Source organism: Novosphingobium sp. BL-A-41-Hi4A-0G (assembly GCF_055521735.1).
The window spans coordinates 1,632,330-1,650,645 of sequence record NZ_CM145501.1; the positions used below are offsets into that span (position 1 = coordinate 1,632,330).

Annotated in this window: 18 protein-coding genes; 9 read left to right on the plus strand and 9 right to left on the minus strand. The window is 65.7% G+C overall.

What is annotated here, in order from left to right:
* Window positions 1–81 precede the first annotated feature (81 nt).
* Complete coding sequence (locus ACZ1JX_RS07930; protein WP_465126209.1) at window positions 82–1,641, plus strand: long-chain-fatty-acid--CoA ligase; 1,560 nt, start codon at window positions 82–84, stop codon at window positions 1,639–1,641.
* Here the strand turns inward: ACZ1JX_RS07930 and ACZ1JX_RS07935 are convergent.
* Genes ACZ1JX_RS07935 through ACZ1JX_RS07970 form a run of 8 tightly spaced genes read right to left on the minus strand, consistent with a single transcriptional unit; the run spans window position 1,638 to window position 9,566 of the window.
* Window positions 1,638–2,747 carry an alkene reductase gene (locus ACZ1JX_RS07935; RefSeq protein WP_465126210.1) on the minus strand — a complete coding sequence of 370 codons (1,110 nt, stop codon included), beginning with the start codon at window positions 2,745–2,747 and terminating at the stop codon, window positions 1,638–1,640. The two genes, ACZ1JX_RS07930 and ACZ1JX_RS07935, sit on opposite strands and share 4 nt — an antisense overlap.
* Complete coding sequence (locus ACZ1JX_RS07940) at window positions 2,744–3,598, minus strand: MaoC/PaaZ C-terminal domain-containing protein (RefSeq protein ID WP_054121297.1); 855 nt, start codon at window positions 3,596–3,598, stop codon at window positions 2,744–2,746. The genes ACZ1JX_RS07935 and ACZ1JX_RS07940 overlap by 4 nt, the downstream gene beginning before the upstream one ends.
* A complete protein-coding gene (locus ACZ1JX_RS07945) occupies window positions 3,595–4,509 on the minus strand; it encodes an SDR family NAD(P)-dependent oxidoreductase (RefSeq protein WP_465126211.1) in 915 nt (304 codons plus the stop codon). Before ACZ1JX_RS07945 ends, ACZ1JX_RS07940 begins: the two co-directional genes overlap by 4 nt.
* A 10-nt stretch (window positions 4,510–4,519) precedes the next feature.
* Window positions 4,520–5,698, minus strand: coding sequence for an acyl-CoA dehydrogenase family protein (locus ACZ1JX_RS07950; RefSeq protein WP_465126212.1), 1,179 nt, complete (start codon window positions 5,696–5,698; stop codon window positions 4,520–4,522).
* Window positions 5,695–6,570 carry an HpcH/HpaI aldolase/citrate lyase family protein gene (locus ACZ1JX_RS07955; protein WP_465126213.1) on the minus strand — a complete coding sequence of 292 codons (876 nt, stop codon included), beginning with the start codon at window positions 6,568–6,570 and terminating at the stop codon, window positions 5,695–5,697. Before ACZ1JX_RS07955 ends, ACZ1JX_RS07950 begins: the two co-directional genes overlap by 4 nt.
* Complete coding sequence (locus ACZ1JX_RS07960; protein WP_054121301.1) at window positions 6,567–7,022, minus strand: MaoC family dehydratase; 456 nt, start codon at window positions 7,020–7,022, stop codon at window positions 6,567–6,569. Before ACZ1JX_RS07960 ends, ACZ1JX_RS07955 begins: the two co-directional genes overlap by 4 nt.
* 13 nt (window positions 7,023–7,035) lie before the next feature.
* The gene (locus ACZ1JX_RS07965; RefSeq protein WP_054121302.1) at window positions 7,036–8,235 is read right to left on the minus strand and encodes an acetyl-CoA acetyltransferase; all 1,200 of its coding nucleotides are present in this window, start codon (window positions 8,233–8,235) and stop codon (window positions 7,036–7,038) included.
* Window positions 8,235–9,566, minus strand: coding sequence for an OB-fold domain-containing protein (locus ACZ1JX_RS07970; protein ID WP_465126214.1), 1,332 nt, complete (start codon window positions 9,564–9,566; stop codon window positions 8,235–8,237). Before ACZ1JX_RS07970 ends, ACZ1JX_RS07965 begins: the two co-directional genes overlap by 1 nt.
* A gap of 329 nt (window positions 9,567–9,895) precedes the next feature.
* On the opposite strand from ACZ1JX_RS07970, the gene ACZ1JX_RS07975 reads away from it, so the two are divergent.
* The 8 genes from ACZ1JX_RS07975 (at window position 9,896) to ACZ1JX_RS08010 (ending at window position 18,013) form a co-directional block, all read left to right on the plus strand.
* Window positions 9,896–11,059: an acyl-CoA dehydrogenase family protein gene (locus tag ACZ1JX_RS07975; protein WP_054121304.1), complete on the plus strand. Its 1,164-nt coding sequence runs from the start codon at window positions 9,896–9,898 to the stop codon at window positions 11,057–11,059.
* A 74-nt stretch (window positions 11,060–11,133) separates the two neighbouring features.
* Window positions 11,134–11,613 carry a MarR family winged helix-turn-helix transcriptional regulator gene (locus ACZ1JX_RS07980; protein ID WP_054121305.1) on the plus strand — a complete coding sequence of 160 codons (480 nt, stop codon included), beginning with the start codon at window positions 11,134–11,136 and terminating at the stop codon, window positions 11,611–11,613.
* 25 nt (window positions 11,614–11,638) lie between these two features.
* On the plus strand, window positions 11,639–12,400 hold the full coding sequence (locus ACZ1JX_RS07985; RefSeq protein ID WP_465126215.1) for an SDR family NAD(P)-dependent oxidoreductase: 762 nt from the start codon (window positions 11,639–11,641) through the stop codon (window positions 12,398–12,400).
* Window positions 12,401–12,443: 43 nt separating this feature from the next.
* Entirely contained in the window at window positions 12,444–13,235 is a 792-nt protein-coding gene (locus ACZ1JX_RS07990) for an enoyl-CoA hydratase-related protein (RefSeq protein WP_054121306.1), read from the plus strand.
* A gap of 19 nt (window positions 13,236–13,254) precedes the next feature.
* Window positions 13,255–14,499, plus strand: coding sequence for an acetyl-CoA hydrolase/transferase C-terminal domain-containing protein (locus tag ACZ1JX_RS07995; RefSeq protein ID WP_465126216.1), 1,245 nt, complete (start codon window positions 13,255–13,257; stop codon window positions 14,497–14,499).
* A 1-nt stretch (window position 14,500) separates the two neighbouring features.
* Window positions 14,501–15,430 carry a 3,5-dioxohexanoate:acetyl-CoA acetone transferase gene (gene kce, locus ACZ1JX_RS08000; protein ID WP_054121308.1) on the plus strand — a complete coding sequence of 310 codons (930 nt, stop codon included), beginning with the start codon at window positions 14,501–14,503 and terminating at the stop codon, window positions 15,428–15,430.
* The gene (locus ACZ1JX_RS08005; protein WP_465126217.1) at window positions 15,414–16,835 is read left to right on the plus strand and encodes an AMP-binding protein; all 1,422 of its coding nucleotides are present in this window, start codon (window positions 15,414–15,416) and stop codon (window positions 16,833–16,835) included. The genes kce and ACZ1JX_RS08005 overlap by 17 nt, the downstream gene beginning before the upstream one ends.
* Complete coding sequence (locus tag ACZ1JX_RS08010) at window positions 16,832–18,013, plus strand: enoyl-CoA hydratase-related protein (protein ID WP_465126218.1); 1,182 nt, start codon at window positions 16,832–16,834, stop codon at window positions 18,011–18,013. Before ACZ1JX_RS08005 ends, ACZ1JX_RS08010 begins: the two co-directional genes overlap by 4 nt.
* Here the strand turns inward: ACZ1JX_RS08010 and ACZ1JX_RS08015 are convergent.
* Window positions 18,010–18,312 (minus strand): putative quinol monooxygenase, encoded by a 303-nt coding sequence (locus ACZ1JX_RS08015; protein WP_054121311.1) that lies wholly within the window; start codon window positions 18,310–18,312, stop codon window positions 18,010–18,012. The genes ACZ1JX_RS08010 and ACZ1JX_RS08015 overlap by 4 nt on opposite strands.
* Window positions 18,313–18,316 lie beyond the last annotated feature (4 nt).

The following is an 18,316-nucleotide window of genomic DNA, read 5'->3' on the forward strand; positions in this document are numbered from 1 at the left end:
GGAAACGCTGCTGCGGACCGGCTCACCGGGAGACGTTTCGATGCCTATCGCCAAAGCCGCTGGCTGACACGGGACCAGGATATGTGGCTCTATCCAGAAGTGCGCACGCTCGGTGATACCATCGCCTATTTCGCACGACACGAACCGGATCGGCGAGCACTGGTACACGGCTCACGCACCATCGAGTTCACCGAGTTCGACCGCATCGCCAACCGCATCGCACGCGGACTTCTCGCAAGAGGCGTCGGTGCTGGCGATCGCATCGGATTTTTCGGTCTCAACAGTCCGGACCTCTACTTCGCGCTGATCGGCACGGCGCGTACACGCGCAACTTTCGTACCGCTCAACTGGCGGCTTGCTGCACCCGAACTGGCCGCTCTGATCGCCGATTGCGAAACAGGGCTGGTCTTTGCCGAGCGCGCCCTCGAGCCGCTCTGGCGGGAGGCTCTTGCAATGGCTGGCAGCGAGGTCGAGACGGTATGGTTCGATGACGAGGACACGCTGGAAGCGCGGTTCGCTGGCGAACTGGACAGCTATCCTGCAGTCGCCGTAAGCGAGGAGGACATCGCGCTCCAGCTCTATACCTCAGGCACCACCGGCGTACCCAAGGGGGTGATGTTGAGCCACGGCGGGTTGAACCGAATGCGCCTGTGCGAGCATCTGGAACCGGCCTATCAGTGGCAGCACGACGACCTGTTCCTCAATCCCTTGCCGAATTTCCATCTGCTTGCGCTCGGCATCGCGATCCAGTGCCTCTACAACGGCGTTGCAGTCGGGATCCTGCGCCAGTTCGATCCAGCCGTGATGTGTGCCGCGATCCAGCGCGACCGACCGTCGCTGCTGACGCTGACACCCACGATGATCCAGATGCTGATCGACCATCCGTCAGCGGAGCACACCGATTTTTCCTCGGTGCGCCTGACACTCTATGCCGGCTCGCCCATTTCGCTCGGGCTCATTCGGCGGGCGATCCAGCGAATGCCAGGGCAGTTCATGCAGTTCTACGGATCGACCGAAGCTGGCGGAGCGTTCTCGATCCTGCGGCCGGACGAACACGATCTGAACGATGAGGGCCGTCTGCAATCGTGCGGACGGCCACTGCCACTCATCAGCTTCCGGATCATCGATAGCGAGGGTGAGGACGTGCCCGATGGCGAGCCGGGTGAACTGGTCGTACGCGCGCCTGCGATCACGGCTGGATACTGGAAGCAGCCTGAGGCAACCGCAAAGGCGATCCAGCATGGCTGGTACCGTACCGGAGACATCGCCCGGCGCGATGCGCAAGGGTTCTACTACCTTGTCGACCGGCTGAAGGACATGATCGTCTCCGGCGGCGAGAACATCTATTCCGCCGAAGTGGAGAACGCGCTGTCGACCCACCCTGCGGTCGCGCAAGTCGCGGTGATTGGGGTGCCTGATGCGCGCTGGGGAGAGGCAGTGCTGGCCTGCATCATGCTCCGCCCGGGGAGCACGGCCGACGAGGCAGAACTCATCGCCCATGCGCGAACCCTGCTTGCCGCCTACAAGGCGCCCAAGCGCGTGGTTTTCATGGAAAGCTTCCCATTGGTGCCCAGCGGCAAGATATCAAAGAAAGACCTCCGCGCGCCCCGTTGGGCAGGCGAGAACCGCAGCATCTCCTAGAGCACCGGGTAGTCGGTGTACCCCCGCGCTTCCCCGACATAGGCATAATCGAAATCGGGTGCCGCGATCTGAAGCCCCTCGCGCATGCGGCGCACGAGATCAGGATTGGCGATGTAGGGGCGTCCGAACGACACCGCATCGGCCTGCCCGCTGGTGATACAGGCATCGGCACTGGCCGCATCGAAGCTGCCGTTCTGAATGGTGACCCCAGGGAAGGCCTTGCGTACCCGTTCGACCACAGGATTGTCCGGGCGCTCCATGAAACCCGAAGCAATGGGTTCGATGAGGTGGACATAGGAAAGACCGAAACGGCCTGCTATCGTGGCTACCCCTTCGGCGAGGGCGCCCGGATCCTCATCACCCATGCCTTTGCGCGCGCTGGTCGGGCTGATCCGCAGCCCGACACGATCCGCCGGCATCTCGGACGTCACCGCCTCCAGCACCTCCTCGAGCAGCCGTGTGCGGTTGGCAAGGCTGCCGCCATAGTCATCGCTTCGCCGGTTGCTCGCGCTTTGCAGGAACTGGTCGATCACGTAGCCGTTGGCGCCGTGGACCTCGACCCCATCGAAACCCGCATCCCGGGCGCGCGCGGCACCTTGCCTGAACGCTTCGACGAGCCGAGCAATGTCTGCGGTGTCCATCTCGCGCGGGATGACATAGGGCTTCATCGGCAGGAAACCGCCTTGATACCCTTCGCCGGGCGGGGCGAACGTCTCGCCCGTGGCAGCGATGGCCGATGGCCCCAGCGGCTGCGCACCGCCGATGTAGTCGGGCAGGACCAATCGCCCCATATGCCACAGCTGAAGTACGATACGCCCTCCCGCAGCATGGACCGCATTGGTGACTGCGCGCCAGCCTTCGACCATTGCATCGGTCCAGATTCCCGGGACGCGGTACCAACCCATGCCGAGCGGATCGACGGCCGTCGCCTCGGACACGATCAACCCGCAATCGGCACGCTGCGCATAGTAAATCGCCATCAGCGCAGTGGGCACATTGTCCACACTGGCACGGGCGCGCGTAAGCGGAGCCATGACGACCCGGTTCGGCAGCGCCAGCGCGCCCATCTGCAATGGACTGAATAGGCTGGGCAAGGCGATTGTCATGGTTTCACTTTCCAAGCGATCTGCCCGCCGTCGAGCACTTTGCGCGTGCCGACATGGGCGGTGAAACGGGCGGCGTGATTGCCATCGCGCCAGATGCACCAGTCGAGTTCGTCGCCCGGCATGACCACCCCCGAAAAGCGGCAGGCCAGCAGCCTGAGCCCCGCCGGATCGCGGCCCAGCGCGCGCGATATGGCTGCGCCAGCGACGCCGTAGCTTGCAAGGCCGTGCAGGATCGGTCTGGGGAAACCGGCCTTCGCCGCAACGGCAGGATCGAGGTGCAACGGGTTCCAGTCGCCCGAGAGCCGGTAGATCAGCGCCGCGCGCGAGCTCGTCGCAAAGCGCGCCATCAGATCGGGTTTGCGTTCGGGCAAGGCATCGACACTGCGCGGCGCGGGCAGGCCGCCAAAGCCGCCGTCTCCGCGTAGAAGCAAGGTCTGCTCAAGCCGGCAGAGCAGTTCGCCGCCGTCGGCATTGAAGATCCGCCGCTCGAGCACGAGCACCGCGCCCTTGCCTTCGCCGCGATCGGTCAGCGAGATGACCTGCGCCTCACCCCGCACGCGCGCCGAGGGCGGCAGGGGGGCGAGGAATTCTGCGGACTGCGCGGCATGGACCAGCTTGCCGAAATCGACGCCCAGCGCAGGTTCCTTGATCCACATCCCCGGCGAGCATAGCGTGACCGCAAAAGTCGGCAGGACCGAAAGCGCCCGCTCGTCCAGAAACGCCAGATCGGCCGCATCGCAGGGATCGCAGCCCAGCCCCACGCCCAGCGCATAGAGGATGGCATCGCGCGGGCCATAGGTCTGTTCCGGCCGGCCAAAATCATGCGCGAGGATCGCGGCTGGCTGGATCACACCGGATCCCAGCTGAACACATCGGCAGAGCGATGCAGCGGATAAAAATCGTTCGCGAACTGCGGGAAGACCCGCTCGGAGATCGCTTCTGGCGTCCAGCCCTCCGCCGTATGGGCCGCACGCATCGGACGCGGCTGCGAGAACAGGAAGATCTCGTTGTTGCGCACGCCGAAGATCTGCCCCGTAACCTTGGCCGCACCATCACCGCAAAGGGCGACGCACAGCGGCCCGATCTTGTTGGCATCGAGCTTCTTGAGGCCATCGACCCGCTTTTGCTGCTCGGGCGTATCGGTCGGGATGGAATCGATCATCCGCGTCCACGCAAACGGCGCGACGGCGTTCGAACGGACACCGAAGCGCTGCATATCGAGCGCAATCGACTTCGAGAGGCCGACGATCCCCAGCTTGGCGGCGGAATAGTTGGCCTGCCCGAAATTGCCGATCAGGCCGCTGGTCGAAGTCATGTGGACATAGGCCCCGCTGCCCTGCTCCTTGAAGAACGGGGCCGCCGCGCGGCTGGTGTGGAAGCTGCCCATCAGGTGCACGTCGATCACCGCGCGGAAATCCTCGGGGCTCATCTTGTGGAAGTAGACATCGCGCAAGTTGCCCGCGTTGTTGACCACCCCGTCGATCCGCCCGAAGCCATCGACGGCGGCCTTGACCATGCGGCAGGCTCCGTCCCATTCGGCCACGCTGTCGTGATTGGCGATGGCCTTGCCGCCCGCCGCGCGGATTTCCTCCACGACCTGCTCTGCGGGGGAGCCTTCATCGGCGCCCTCGCCGCTCAGCGCCACGCCCAGATCGTTGACCACGACCGCAGCGCCGGCCTCGGCCATCGCCAGCGCGATCCCGCGTCCCACGCCGCGCCCCGCGCCCGTCACGAGCACGGCCTTACCGTCCATCAATCCCATGGAATGTTCCTCAATAGCTCTTGGGCAGATCGAGCACTTTCTCCGCGATGAAGCAGAGGATCAGTTGCTCGGTGATCGGGGCGAGCCGGGTCAGTGCGCTTTCGCGGTAGAGCCGCTCGACATGGTATTCCTTGGCGTAGCCGAAGCCGCCGTGGGTCGCGACGGCCTGCCAAGCCGCATCATGGCAAGCACGCGCGGCAAGGAACTTCGCGGTATTGGCTTCGGCCCCGCAGGGCAGGCCCTGATCATAGAGGCGTGCTGCCTGCTGGGTCATCAGCCAGGCGCTTTCGAGGTACATCCACTTTTCCGCGAGCGGGTGCTGGATGCCCTGGTTCATGCCGATGGGCCGATCGAACACCACGCGCTCCTTGGCGTAGTTGACGCCCCGGCGCAGTGCATCGCGGCCGATGCCGATGGCTTCGGCGGCGATCAGGATGCGCTCGGGATTGAGGCTGTGGAGGATATAGCCGAAGCCCTTCCCCTCCTCGCCGATGCGGTCTTCCTCGGGAATGAACAGCCCGTCGATGAAGATCGCGTTCGAATCCACCGCCTTGCGGCCCATCTTGGGGATGAGGTGCACGTCGATCTTCGAACGGTCGAGATCGGTGTAGAAAATGGTGATCCCGTCGGTCGGCCGGGCGCAGTCTTCCAGCTTGGTCGTGCGGGTCAGCAGCATGATCTTGTTGGCGACCTGCGCGGTGGAGGTCCAGACCTTCTGCCCATGCACCACGTAGCCGCCGGGCACCTTCTCGGCGAAAGTCTTGATCCGGGTGGTGTTGAGCCCCGCATCGGGCTCTGTAAAGCCAAAGCAGCACTGGTCCTCGCCCGCGACCAGCCGCGGCACCCAGCGCGCCTTCTGCTCGGGCGTGCCCTTCACCACGATGGGGTGCGGGCCGAACAGGTTGATGTGGATGGTCGAAGCCGCCGCGAAGCCGCCGCCGCAGGCCGCAACCTCGTTCATCATGGTCATCGCCTCGGTCACCCCAAGGCCTGAACCGCCGAATTCCTCGGGCATGGTGATGCCGAGCCAGCCGCCATCGGCCATGGCGCGGTGAAACTCGCGCGGGAACTGGCCGTCATTGTCGCGGGCCAGCCAATAATCATCGCCAAACGGCGCGCAGGCAGCGCGGACGCCCTCGCGGATGGCCTGAAGGTCTTCCTCGGTGGGAAGCGGACGGGTGTGGATCATGCGGTTTCTCCGACAGCAGCGAGTGTCTTCAACGCGGCCTTGAGGTGCGGGATATCGACCATCTTGCCATCGATCCCCAGCGTGCCCGCATCGGGATTGGCAGCGAAGGCCTCAACGATCCGGCGCGCATGGGCGATTTCTTCATCCGAGGGGGTGAAGCAGCGGTTGATCGTGGCCACCTGATCGGGATGGATGGCGATCCGGCCAAGGAACCCGTCGCGGCGGGCGCGGCGGCAATCGATCTCAAGCCCCTCGGCATCGCGGAAATCGGTATAGAGCGTATCGACCGGCACCACTCCGGCCGACGCGGCGGCGAACAGGCACAGCGAGCGCGCGTAGCGATAGGGCTCTGTCCACTGCCCATCGGGTTCCTTGTTGTCGGTCGCGCCGATGGCAGCGGCAAGGTCTTCCGCGCCCCAGGTCAGGCCGACAAGGCGCGGGTGGGGCGGCGTGTAGCTGCCGAGGGCGAACATCGCCTGCGGGGTCTCGGTGGCGACGACCATGATCCTGACCGTGCCCGGCGCCATCCCGGCGGCGGCTTCCAGCGGATCAATCATCGCCGCAATGGTGGCAATATCGTGCGCGCCGTTGGCCTTGGGCACGAGAATGCCGGCAAGGCCGGGGCGCACCACGGCGGCAAGATCATCGGCGGTCAGCCCGGTGTCGAGCGGGTTGACCCGCACGAAGAGGCTGGCCTCGATATCGCCCGCCTCACCCAGCCATCCCGCGACCAGCTCGCGCGCCGCCGCTTTCATCGAAGGCGCGACGGCATCCTCGAGATCGAGGATCAGCACGTCCGCACCGGCCGCACGGCCCTTGGCGAACTTGCGCTCGCTGTCTCCGGGCACGAACAGAAGCGAACGCAGCCTCATGCCACCGGCTTCTTCATCATGAGCGCATTGCGCACGGTACGGCACACCACTTCGTCGCGCTGGTTGAGCCCGACATGCTCAAACGTCACGATGCCCTGCGTGGGGCGCGACTTGCTCTCGCGCAGTTCCAGCACGCGCGTTTCGGCGCGGAGGGTGTCGCCCGAGAAGACCGGCTTGGGGAAGGTCGTATCGGTCATGCCGAGATTGCCGACCGTGGTGCCCATCGTCGTGTCCTGCACGCTCAGCCCGATCACGAGACCCAGCGTGAAGATCGAGTTCATCAGCGGCTGGCCGAATTCGGTGCCTTCGCAGTAAGCGTGATCGATGTGGATCTGCGCCGGATTGTAGGTGAGCGATGAAAACAGGCTGTTCTCGTAATCCAGCACGGTCTTGCGCACCTCGTGCCGGAACACCTGCCCCACGGTGAATTCGTCAAACCAAAGACCCGCCATTTGCCTCTTCCTCTCAGTTCAGCCGGCCAAGGATCGCGACAGCGGCCACGCTGTTGAACGGCGATCCGCCAAGGTTGTGCGTCAGGCCGAAATCGACCTTGCCCCGCTGGCGCTCGCCCGCCCGGCCCTGAAGCTGGGTGTATACTTCATAGGCCATGCGCAGACCCGAAGCACCGACCGGGTGGCCGAAGCACTTGAGCCCGCCATCAAGCTGGCACGGGATCGCGCCGCCCGAATCATAGCGCCCATCGAGGATGTCGGCCGGAGCGCGGCCCTCGTCGGAGAGCCCCAGATCCTCCATGATCACCAGTTCGGTGATCGAGAAGCAGTCGTGCACTTCGGTCATGTCGAGCTCGGCGCGGGGATCGCGGATACCCGCTTCGGCATAGGCGCGCGCGGCGGCCGCGCGGGTGTTGGGCACCGAGGCCCCATCCCACGCGCCAAACTGCATTTCCCAGCCATTGCTCGCCGAAAGCTGGATCGCCTTGATCATGACCGGATCGGCCTTGCCGAGCGCGCGGGCGATTTCCGGCGTCGTCACGATGGCCGCCGCTGCGCCGTCCGAAACGCCGCAGCAATCGAACAGCCCCAGCGGATCGGCGATCAGCGGCGCATTGAGGATCTTGTCCATATCGACCGCGCCGCGCAGGTGCGCCTTGGGCGAAAGCGCGCCGTTCTGGTGGCTCTTCCACGAAACATGCGCCATCGCGCGTTTCAGATCGGCGGGAGCGATACCGTGTCGCGCGGCATAGGCCCCCGCGAGCTGCGCGAACGTGCCGGGGGCCGAACCATAGGGCATCCACAGATCGTTCTGCATGCCCTTGGTGCGCAGCGGCAGCCCGCCGTAGCCGGTGTCCTTCAGCTTCTCGGCACCGATGGCGAGCGCCACATCCACCGCGCCGGACGCCACGGCATAGGCCGCGCCGCGCAGCGCCTCGGTTCCCGTGGCGCACATGTTCTCGACGCGGGTGACCGGCACCTTGTCAAGCCGCAGGGCATGGGCCGCAGGCAGCGCGCTGTTGCCGACGTTGATATCGTCGAGCGCATTGCCGACCCACGCAGCCTCGATTCGCGCGCGCTCGATCCCGGCATCGGCCAGCGCTTCGGTGAAGGCTTCGACCATCAGTCCGTCCGCACCCATGTCCCAGCGCTCGCCGAAGCGCGTGCAGCCCATGCCGACGATGGCGACCTTGTCGCGAATACCCGTAGCCATCAGGCGTCTCCAAGCAGGGGCCGCGCCAGCGGCGCCGCCTTCCAGAAGTAAGTGCGAAAACCCAGACTGCGATTGTGGGACTTGATCCGCAGCCGCATCCGCACACGGTCGCCCACGCGAAAGCCCTCGGCCGGGCGGTTGACCATTTCCATGAGAACTCTCGCACCGTTATCGAACTGGACGAGGCCGAAGTCGAAGGGCGGATCGGGGCTGAAGTTCAGCCGGTCTGCGGTGATCGACACGACGGTCGCTGCCAGATCTGCAAGGCGGACATCCTCCATCGCCTCGACAGCGCCCAGCGCAGGATTGACCGGAAAGGCGCTCTTGGGAAACTGCACGTTGCCGGTGCTGTCACGCCCGCCGATGAAGCCGATCATGTCGCGCCCGACCCGCTCAAGCACGGTCGCCTGCGCCTTCTGCTCGAACTCGGCGCGCATGCCCCAGTCGAGTTCGACCGAGCCGGTCAAGCTGAGGAAGCGGGAATAGCTCGCAAGGATCTGGCCCTCGTCAAGCGCGCTGCGCATGGCTGAAGCGCCCGGTACCGGGCCGGTTACTTCGAAGATAAGCGCATCCGCACCGCTGCCGAAGCCGACGAGCAGCACGAACTCGCCAGCCTGCGCCGCATCGAGCGCAAGGCCGAGCCCGAAGAGCGCATGGGCGGCCCCCAGATTGCCGACCTTTTCGGAAACCACTTCACAATGATTGGCAGCCTTGCACCCCAGGGGCTTGCCCATCGCGCGCCAGCAGCCGCCAACCGGTTCGTGGACGGCGACATGGGCGAGCTGCGCCGAGGCAATCCCGGCGTTCTCGCAGGCTGCACGCACGACCGGCAGCAGCACTTCGGCGACCGCGGTATCGCGCACGAAGCGCTCCTCGTAGGCGTAGGAGACCTCGTGCTCGCGCGAGGCGTAGCGGTCCACCAGATCGTGCGAGAGGCTGGCGTAGCCGGCAAGGCGCACCGGGGCCCCGGCTCCGGTGCGCACGGCAGCAGCACCATCTCCGAAGGCCAATTGCGCCGCGCTGCCTGCCTGCGTGGGCCGCCTCTCGCCAGCCGTCACGATCTCGTCGCGGCCGCCAAGCAGGGCCTCAAGCAGCGCGGACGTCGCGGCACGGCGCGAATTTGCGGCATCGCTGGTGCGCACCGTGCGGGGGAGCGCCAGCGCATCCAGCGCCATTCCGCTTTGCGCCCGGTCTGTGAAATAGGCCGAGGTCGAGGCAAACCGCAGCGCTTCGGGCGCACTCAAGCCGCATAGGGGCCGCGCCGCTTCCACGGCCATCGTGAAGGCATCTTCATCCCAATCGGCAACCGCGCGTGTGCCGCTGCGCGGCATGGGGAGGCCCGATCAGGCCAGCTCGCGCGCCGCCGTCTTACGGTCCAGCCGCAGCAGCGGGACATAGCCGCCGAGCGCGGCAATGCCGAACGATTGCGCTGCTCCTGACATCCCCATCTCCTCGATCCGATATCCTGCCTTATCGCTCAAATATGGCGGTTTCCCTCCACTCGCGCTTGACAGCCTCGAATCATGTAGTAAACAGCTTAACATTATCTGGCAAGGGCAATTGGCCGCTGAGCCATGTGGAGCCAGCACGGAGACTACCATGACCTTTTCGACTGAAGGCACACAATCCGACCGTTCACCGCACGCTTGAAGGCTGCAAAATGATCGAACGTTCCCTCTTCCAGCCCGAGCACGAGATGTGGCGCCAGACCGTGCGCCACTTCGTCGAGAAGGAAATCGTCCCCTACCACGAGCAATGGGAGAAGGACGGCATCGTCCCGCGCGAGCTGTGGCTCAAGGCGGGCGAGGCCGGCCTGCTGTGCTGCACCGTGCCGGAAGAATACGGCGGCCTTGGACTTGACTATCTCTTCGATGTGGTTGTGTTCGAGGAACTGTGGCGCGTCGGGGCCAGCGGTCCAGGCTTCCTGATCCATACCGATCTCGTCGCCACCTATATCCTCACCTTCGGCAGCGAAGCGCAGAAGCGGCAATGGCTGCCGAAGATGGTGCGCGGCGAGGCGATCGGCTCGCTCGGCATGACCGAACCGCACGCTGGCAGCGACCTGAAGGCGATCCGCACCAAGGCCGAACGCGATGGCAATCACTTCGTGATCAACGGCCAGAAGGTGTTCATTTCCAACGGCCAGATGTGCGACGTGCTGGTGCTCGCCACCAAGACCGACACCGCCGCAGGGGCCAAGGGCGTCACGCTGTTCCTCGTCGATGCATCGCTGCCCGGCTTCAACCGGGGCAAGAACCTCGACAAGCTGGGGATGAAGGCACAGGACACTTCGGAGCTGTTCTTCGACAACCTGCGCGTCGATGCCGATGCCATGCTGGGCGAGGAAGGCCAGGGCTTTTCCCTGATGATGACCAAACTGGCGCAAGAGCGGCTGGCGCAGGCCATCCGCTCGGCCACCGTGGTCGAGACGGTGATCGACTACACCGCCCAGTACACCAGCGAGCGCAAGGCCTTCGACCAGACCATCGCCGATTTTCAGAACACCCAGTTTGTGCTCGCCGACCTCAAGGCCCGCAGCGTGATGGCACGTGTGTTTACCGACAAGTGCATCGAACTGTTCATGCGCGGGGAACTTGATCCGGTAGACGCTGCCATGGCCAAGATGGTGACCTCCGAGCTGCACTGCGAAACCGTCGACAAGTGCCTGCAATTGTTCGGCGGCTGGGGCTACATGTGGGAATACCCTATCGCCCGCGCCTATGCCGATGCGCGCATAGTCAAGATCGCGGGCGGCTCGATCGAGGTGATGAAGACGATCATCTCGCGCGACATGTTCAAGGGCAAGCTGGCGCGCAGAAAGTGAACTGGCTTACGCGGCCTCTTGCGCCCGGCGCGGCGACGGCTAGTCCGGGAGCATCCACTCCCGGAGATGCCCGCATGATTCAGAAAAACCTCGATTCCAGCCTGCGTTTCGGCTTCCTCATCCACGACGTCTCGCGCCTGCGCCGCATTGTCGTCGACCGCGCGCTCAAGCCGCTGGGGCTGACGCGCTCGCAGTGGTGGGTGCTGGCGTTCCTCTCGCGCCGTGATGGCATGACCCAGACAGCGCTTGCTGCCGATCTCGACCTCACCAAGGTCGCCATTGGCGGCCTGGTCGACCGGATGGAAGCCGCCGGCTTCGTCGAACGGCGCTCCGACGAACGCGATGCCCGCGCCCGCCGGGTTTACCTGACCCGTGCAGGCCAGCGGCTGGTCTCGACGATCCGCGAAAGCGTGGACGCTGTCGAAGCCGACATTCTGGCAACCGTCAGCGAGGACGAACTCGACGCAGCCGCGCTGGTGCTCGTGAAAATCAAGAACCGCCTGCTCGAACTGGCTGGCGGTGAAGCTGAAGGCGGGCAGGACTTAGATCTCTGACCGCCGTACCCGAATGGAGGATTGCTTGAGAGGACTGGACGGAAAAGTCGCGATTGTCACTGGCGGTGGCCAGGGCATTGGTCGTGCCCTGTCGCTGCGGCTCGCGGCAGAGGGCTGCAAGGTCGCCATCTTCGACCTGAGCACGGCAGCCGGTGAGGAGACCGCCAAGCTGGCAGGCCCCGGCGCCACGGTCCGCACCTGGCAGCTCGATGTGAGCGACCTGCCTGCGGTTCAGGCAGCGGTCGAGGCGGTCGAGGCGGAACTTGGCCCGATCTGGGCGCTGGTAAACAACGCCGGGTGGGACCGCCCTGCCCCGTTCCTCAAGACCACGCCCGAGTTCTGGGACAAGGTCATCTCGATCAACCTCACCGGCAATCTCAACACGCACTACGCCGTGGCGGGCCGGATGGTCGAACGTGGCGGCGGGCGCATCATCAACATCGCCTCCGATGCCGCCAAGGTCGGCACCGCGATGGAAGCGGTCTATTCGGCGTGCAAGGGCGGCCTCATCAGCTTCACCAAGTCGATCGCGCGCGAACTCGCGCGCAAGAACGTGCTGTGCAACGCGGTCTGCCCGGGGCCGACCAACACGCCGATGATGGCCGAAGTCGCCGGGACCGGCCCGGAGGCGGAGAAGTGGAAGGCTGCGCTTGAACGCGGCATCCCGCTCGGCCGCATGGGCGAGCCCGAGGACTATGCCGGCATCGTCGCGCTGCTCGCCTCGGAAGACGGCGCCTACATCACCGGGCAGGCCATCTCGGTCTCCGGCGGCATGAACATGGTCTGAGGCGCAGCTCTCTCAGCCTCGAAATCTCACGAAAGGATGCGCCATGAGCACTCCCGAATTCGAAGACATTCTCTATGAAGTGCGCGGCCGGGCCGCATGGGTCACGATCAACCGCCCCAAGCTCTACAACGCCTTCCGCGCGAAGACGATCGAGGAGCTGATCGCGGCGTTCAAGCTGGCGGCGGATGACAGGAATGTCTCCTCCGTCGTGCTGACCGGCGCGGGCGACAAGGCCTTCTGCACCGGCGGCGACCAGAGCGCGAAGGACGGCCAGTACGACGGACGCGGCATCGTGGGCCTGCCGATCGACGAGTTCCAGTCGATCATCCGCGACATCCCCAAGCCCGTCATCGCCCGCGTCAACGGCTTTGCCATCGGCGGCGGCAATGTGTTCGCCACGCTGTGCGATCTCACCATCGCCGCGGACACGGCCAAGTTCGGCCAGGTCGGCCCCAAAGTCGGCTCGGTCGATGCCGGCTGGGGCACGGCTTTCCTTGCCCGCCATGTGGGTGACAAGAAGGCGCGCGAGATCTGGTTCCTCAACCTCCAGTATTCCGCGCAGGAAGCGATGGAGATGGGCCTCGTCAACAAGGTCGTCCCGGCGGCCGAACTCGATGCGGCGGTCGATGAATGGACCGAGATGCTCGGCCAGCGCTCCCCCACCGCGCTCGCGCTTGCCAAGCGCAGCTTCAATGCCGACAGCGACAACATTCGCGGCATCTCGATGATGGCGCTGAATTCGGTGAAGCTGTTCTACGACACCGAGGAATCGAAGGAAGGCATGCGCGCATTCCAGGAACGGCGCGCGCCGGAATTCCACAAGTACGTCAAGTAGTCTCACCGGGGCGCAGCACATGACCACGCGCCATCTGCGCCCCGGAGACCTGCCCGGCGTCCTCCCGCCGGGCGGTCTCACGCTGGTCTCGTCGAGCCCGGCCGAGTCCGATCTGCTCGTCAGCGAAGTGGCCGCAGCAGGGTCCGCACTCGGCGCGATGACCTTTTCCGGCGTGTTCGTGCCCGGCCTCAACAAGGCGGTCTGGAGCGCTGGTCCCGAAGCAAGCGTGTTGACCTTTTTCCAGACGCCCGAACTGCGGCGCGAAGGCGCGCGAAGTGATTTCAGGCCGCTTTGCTATCAGGATATACTGCGGCTCTACCGGCGCGAACGGCCCGCCGCGGCCCTGTTCATGTGCAGTCCGCCGGATGACGAGGGCCATTGCAGCTTTGGTGCCGAGACGGGCTTCATCGCCGCGCTCTGGCGCGAAATCCCGGTCCGCATTGCGCACATCAACCCCTCGATGCCGCGCACGCCTGGCGATCCCGGCGTTCCCCTTTCCGCCATCACCGCCTGCTACGAACAGGACCAGCCGCTGCGGACCATGGCAGGGGGCAGCGACGCCGTCAGCGAGGCGATTGCCGCCGCCATCGCGCCGCTGATCCCCGATGGGGCGACCTTGCAGACCGGCCTCGGCAAGATCCCCGATGCGGTGCTGCGCGCCCTGTCAGGGCACCGCAACCTGCGGCTCCACAGCGGCCTCATCGGCGATGGCGCGCTCGCGCTCGTCCGCTCGGGCGCAATGGCCCCGGGCCGCTCGGCGCTGGCCGGTGTCGCGATCGGCAGCGCAGAACTCTATGCCGGGCTCGATCACGAGCACTTCCAGTTCCAGCCCGTCTCGGTGACCCACGATCCGGCAACGCTGGCCGGGATCGAGCGGCTGGTGACGATCAATTCGGCAATGGAAGTCGATCTCTACGGCCAAGTCCACGCCGAGGCGTCGTCGCGCGGGTTCCTATCCGGCCCCGGCGGCGCGGGTGACTATGCGCGCGGCGCACGCGCCAGTCGGGGCGGACTCCGCGTGATTGCCCTGCCCTCTGCGGCGGGTGGCGCCAGCCGCATCGTGCCAGCGGGGCACGGCCACGGCCCGGTTTCGCTGTCGCGCTTCGACGTCGATCTCGTTGTTACCGAACACGGCGTGGCGGACTTGCGCGAACTGGGCCACGAGGCCCGCGCGCGGGCGCTCATCGCCATTGCAGCACCCGATCAGCGCGAGGCCCTCGCCCGCAGTTGGCGTGACAGCATGAACGCGCTTCAGGAGAACTAGGATGTCGCAAGGCAAGGTCATCATCAGCTGCGCCGTCACCGGCTCGATCCACACCCCGTCGATGTCGCCGCACCTGCCGGTAACGCCGCAGGAGATTGCCGAAGCCGCGCTGGGCGCGGCCGAGGCAGGGGCCGCGATCGTCCATCTCCACGCGCGCGATCCACACGATGGCCACCCGGTCCATACGCCAGAGGACTTCGAACCCTTCCTGCGCGTGATCAAGCAGAGCAGCGATGTGGTGGTGAACCTTACTACGGGCGCCTCGCCCTACATGCCGGTCGAATACCGCGTGAAGCCCGCCGAAGTGTGGAAGCCCGAAGTCGCCAGCCTCAACATGGGCTCAATGAACTTCGGCCTGTTCCCGATGCTGAAGCGGTTCAAGGACTTCAAGCACGCGTGGGAACCGGAAATGCTGGAGGGGAGCCACGATCTCGTGTTCCGCAACAGCTTCAAGGACATCCGCTACGCGCTCGACACGCTGAACGCCACCGGCACGCGCTACGAGTTCGAGTGCTACGACACGAGCCACCTCTACAACCTGCACTACTTCTGGAGCGAGGGCCTCGTGCAGGCGCCGCTGTTCATCCAGACCTGCTTCGGCCTGCTTGGCGGCATCGGCGCGCATCCGGATGACGTGATGCACATGAAACGCACGGCGGACCGGCTGTTCGGCGACAACTACCGCTGGTCGGTGCTGGCGGCCGGGGCGAACCAGATGAAGGTGGCCGCCATGGCCGCCAGCATGGGCGGCCACGTGCGCGTGGGGCTGGAAGACAGCCTGTGGATCGGGCGCGGCCAGCTGGCGAAAAGCAATGCCGAACAGGTGACGCGCGTCCGTCAGATCATCGAGGGGCTGGGGCTTGAAGTCGCCACGCCCGACGATGCCCGCGCAATCTTGTCGCTGAAAGGCGCCGATGCCGTCGGCTTCTGATCCCTTCCTGCCCCTGGCTGACGTTTTCGCGCGGGTTCCGCCCGAACGCGAAGCGCTGCTTCACGGCAGCGAGCGGTGGACTTTCGGCGAGCTCGATGCGCGCAGTGCAGGCCTTGCGGCATGGCTTCTCGGCAAAGGCGTAGAGCCGGACGATCTGGTCGCCTTCCAGCTGCCCAACGGGCCGGATTTCCTCGCTCTCACCTTCGCGATCTACCGCTGCGGCGCAACCCCGGCACCGCTTTCGCACCGGCTGCCTCCGGCCGAGCGTGATGCCATCCTTGCTATCATGCAGCCGCGCTGCGCAATCGATGCGGCGATGCTGCCTGCGTCCTCGGCAACACGAACTGCCGTCGTGCCGCGCCCGGTCGCTGCCTCGTGGAAGGCCTGCACCAGCGGGGGCAGCACCGGCACGCCCAAGGTCATCGTCGATGGCCGCCCTGCCGGGTTTCCGGCCGGCACGAGCTTCATCGGCATCCCCGCCGAGGGCCGCGTCGTGGTTCCCGGCCCGCTCTATCACAACGCGCCTTTCAGCGCGGCGGTCTTCGCGCTGTGGAACGGCTCTACCGTCCACACCATGGACCGGTTCGATGCGGCGCAAGCACTGGACCTGATAGCCCGGAACTGCATCAGCTGGGCGCTGATGGTGCCCACCATGATGCACCGGATCATGGCCCTGCCCGCAGCCGTCCGCCCCGCCCATCGCTTCCCCGCGTGGAAGCAGGTCGTCCACACTGCCGCCCCCATGGCGCCCTGGCTGAAGCAGGCGTGGATCGACTGGCTTGGCCCTGATCACATCTGGGAAGTCTACGGCGCAACCGAAGGCCTCGTCCGCTGCTGGATCGGCGGGCGCGAATGGCTGGAGCGGCCCGGCTCGGTCGGGCGGCCCATCGGCAATGCCCGCATCCGCATCCTGCGCCCCGATGGTTCCGACGCCAAACCGGGCGAGCAGGGTGAAGTCTTTGCCATGCCGCCGGGCGGCCCCGGATCGACCTACCGCTACATCGGGGCCGAGCGCCGCGCCACGGCAGATGGTTGGGAAAGCGTCGGTGATATCGGCTGGCTCGATGCGGACGGCTTTCTCTTCCTCGCCGACCGCCGGGATGACCTCATCATCAGCGGCGGCATCAATATCTGGCCCGCCGAAGTCGAAGCCGCCATTCTTCGACACCCGGAGGTGCGCAGCTGCGCCGTTTTCGGTAAACCCGACCCGGATTTGGGAGCCGTGGTCCACGCCGTGATCGAAAGCGACGCGGCGCTGACCCTTGAAAGCCTCTGTGCCTTCCTCGCCGATCACCTCGCGCGCCCCAAGCATCCGCGCTCGATCGACGTTACCCGCCAGACCGTGCGCGACGATGCGGGCAAATTCCGCAAGCCGCGCATGACGACCACGGAGATGCCCGCATGACCCTGCCCGCCCTCACCCAGTTCCGCGTCGAACTCCAAGAAAATGGCCTCGTCCACCTCGTCTTCGATTGCCCCGACCGGTCGATGAACGTGTTCTCCAACAAGGCGATCCACGAACTTGGCGAATTCGCCGAATGGCTGCACCGGGCCGATGTGAAGGGCGTGCTGGTGCGATCGGGCAAGGCCACGGGGTTCTGCGCGGGCGCTGATCTCACCGAACTTGGCGTTGCCTACGACATGATCGTCGCCGCGCCCGCCGCTGATCGCTTCGATATCGCCTTCAACCATTTCTTCCCGCTCAGTCATGCCATCCGGCGGCTGGAAACTGCGGGCAAGCCCATAGCCGCCGCAATTGCGGGCGTTGCGCTCGGCGGTGGCTGCGAGCTGGCGCTGGGCGCGCACTACCGCGTCGTCACCCGCAATCGCCGGGCCATGCTCGGCCTGCCCGAATGCGCGGTGGGGCTGCTTCCCGGTGCTGGGGGAACCCAGCGGATGCCCCGTCTGGTTGGCGTGGAGCTCGGCCTTGAAGTGCTGCTGCTCGGACGCACGCTCGCTGGCACAGAGGCGCAGGAAGCGGGCCTCGTCCATGCCGTGGTAGACGAGGGCGAGGAAATCGCTGCGGCTGAGGCGTGGCTGCTTTCCGGGAACGCGCACGCCGTGCAGCCGTGGGACCGCGCCGATGCCGATCCGCTCGCCCATGCGGCCTATGCCGATGCCATCGCCGCGCACCGCGCGCGCGAAATGGCGCGCATGTCAGGCCACGAACCCGCCCCGCTCGCGATCCTCGATTGCGTCGAGCTTGGCCTCATGCAACCGCTGGACGGCGCAATCCGCGCGGAAATGTCGGTCTTCGCGCGCCTGATCCAGCGGCCCGAGCCACGCAACATGATCCGCACGATGTTCCTGGGCAAGCAGGCCTATGACAAGGCCAGCCGGGACGGCACACTTTCACCGGCGGTGATCGCGGCGAGCGAGGCGATTACCCGGCTGGTTGGCCCGGCCATGTCCGAGCATGCGGATCTGACCGCAGCGCTTGCCTCATTGGCGTCCGAAATGGGCAGGACCGTGGCGAAGGTTTCCGCAGCCGAGATGCTCCAGCTGGACCACGCCGTCACCTTGAGCGGTGCAATCCCGCCCTATCTGGGCGGGGTCAGCGGCGTGCTTGAGCGAGCGGCTTAGCCCTCGCCAACGCCACGCGCGTTCAGTGTTGAAACTTCGGGCGGTGCGCCAAGGTGGGCAATCAAGGCCTTGAAGGCAGCCTTGTCGATCCGCTGGCTACCCTCGGCATAGTGCGCCGCCGATTGCCAACGCTCGATGAAAATGCAGCGATTTGCATCTGCCTCATCCTGCCAGATATCGACCCCGACAACTCCGTCGAGAGCGGATAGCAGCTCTGACAGTCTGCCAAGTTCAGCCAGCAAGGCCTCAGCCGCGCCTTCCTTTGCCCGCAGCACATAATGCTTGATCAACAGGTCCATGGCC

Bases quoted from the DNA above. Each gene is read 5' to 3' on its own strand.
- ACZ1JX_RS07930 (WP_465126209.1), top strand. From the start codon at position 82: ATGTGGCTCTATCCAGAAGTGCGCACGCTCGGTGATACCATCGCCTAT.
- ACZ1JX_RS07950 (WP_465126212.1), bottom strand. From the start codon at position 5,698: ATGATCCACACCCGTCCGCTTCCCACCGAGGAAGACCTTCAGGCCATC.
- ACZ1JX_RS07945 (WP_465126211.1), bottom strand. From the start codon at position 4,509: ATGGGATTGATGGACGGTAAGGCCGTGCTCGTGACGGGCGCGGGGCGC.
- kce (WP_054121308.1), top strand. From the start codon at position 14,501: ATGTCGCAAGGCAAGGTCATCATCAGCTGCGCCGTCACCGGCTCGATC.
- ACZ1JX_RS08010 (WP_465126218.1), top strand. From the start codon at position 16,832: ATGACCCTGCCCGCCCTCACCCAGTTCCGCGTCGAACTCCAAGAAAAT.
- ACZ1JX_RS07955 (WP_465126213.1), bottom strand. From the start codon at position 6,570: ATGAGGCTGCGTTCGCTTCTGTTCGTGCCCGGAGACAGCGAGCGCAAG.
- ACZ1JX_RS07990 (WP_054121306.1), top strand. From the start codon at position 12,444: ATGAGCACTCCCGAATTCGAAGACATTCTCTATGAAGTGCGCGGCCGG.
- ACZ1JX_RS07980 (WP_054121305.1), top strand. From the start codon at position 11,134: ATGATTCAGAAAAACCTCGATTCCAGCCTGCGTTTCGGCTTCCTCATC.
- ACZ1JX_RS07960 (WP_054121301.1), bottom strand. From the start codon at position 7,022: ATGGCGGGTCTTTGGTTTGACGAATTCACCGTGGGGCAGGTGTTCCGG.
- ACZ1JX_RS08005 (WP_465126217.1), top strand. From the start codon at position 15,414: ATGCCGTCGGCTTCTGATCCCTTCCTGCCCCTGGCTGACGTTTTCGCG.
- ACZ1JX_RS07965 (WP_054121302.1), bottom strand. From the start codon at position 8,235: ATGGCTACGGGTATTCGCGACAAGGTCGCCATCGTCGGCATGGGCTGC.
- ACZ1JX_RS07970 (WP_465126214.1), bottom strand. From the start codon at position 9,566: ATGCCGCGCAGCGGCACACGCGCGGTTGCCGATTGGGATGAAGATGCC.
- ACZ1JX_RS07975 (WP_054121304.1), top strand. From the start codon at position 9,896: ATGATCGAACGTTCCCTCTTCCAGCCCGAGCACGAGATGTGGCGCCAG.
- ACZ1JX_RS07935 (WP_465126210.1), bottom strand. From the start codon at position 2,747: ATGACAATCGCCTTGCCCAGCCTATTCAGTCCATTGCAGATGGGCGCG.
- ACZ1JX_RS08015 (WP_054121311.1), bottom strand. From the start codon at position 18,312: ATGGACCTGTTGATCAAGCATTATGTGCTGCGGGCAAAGGAAGGCGCG.
- ACZ1JX_RS07995 (WP_465126216.1), top strand. From the start codon at position 13,255: ATGACCACGCGCCATCTGCGCCCCGGAGACCTGCCCGGCGTCCTCCCG.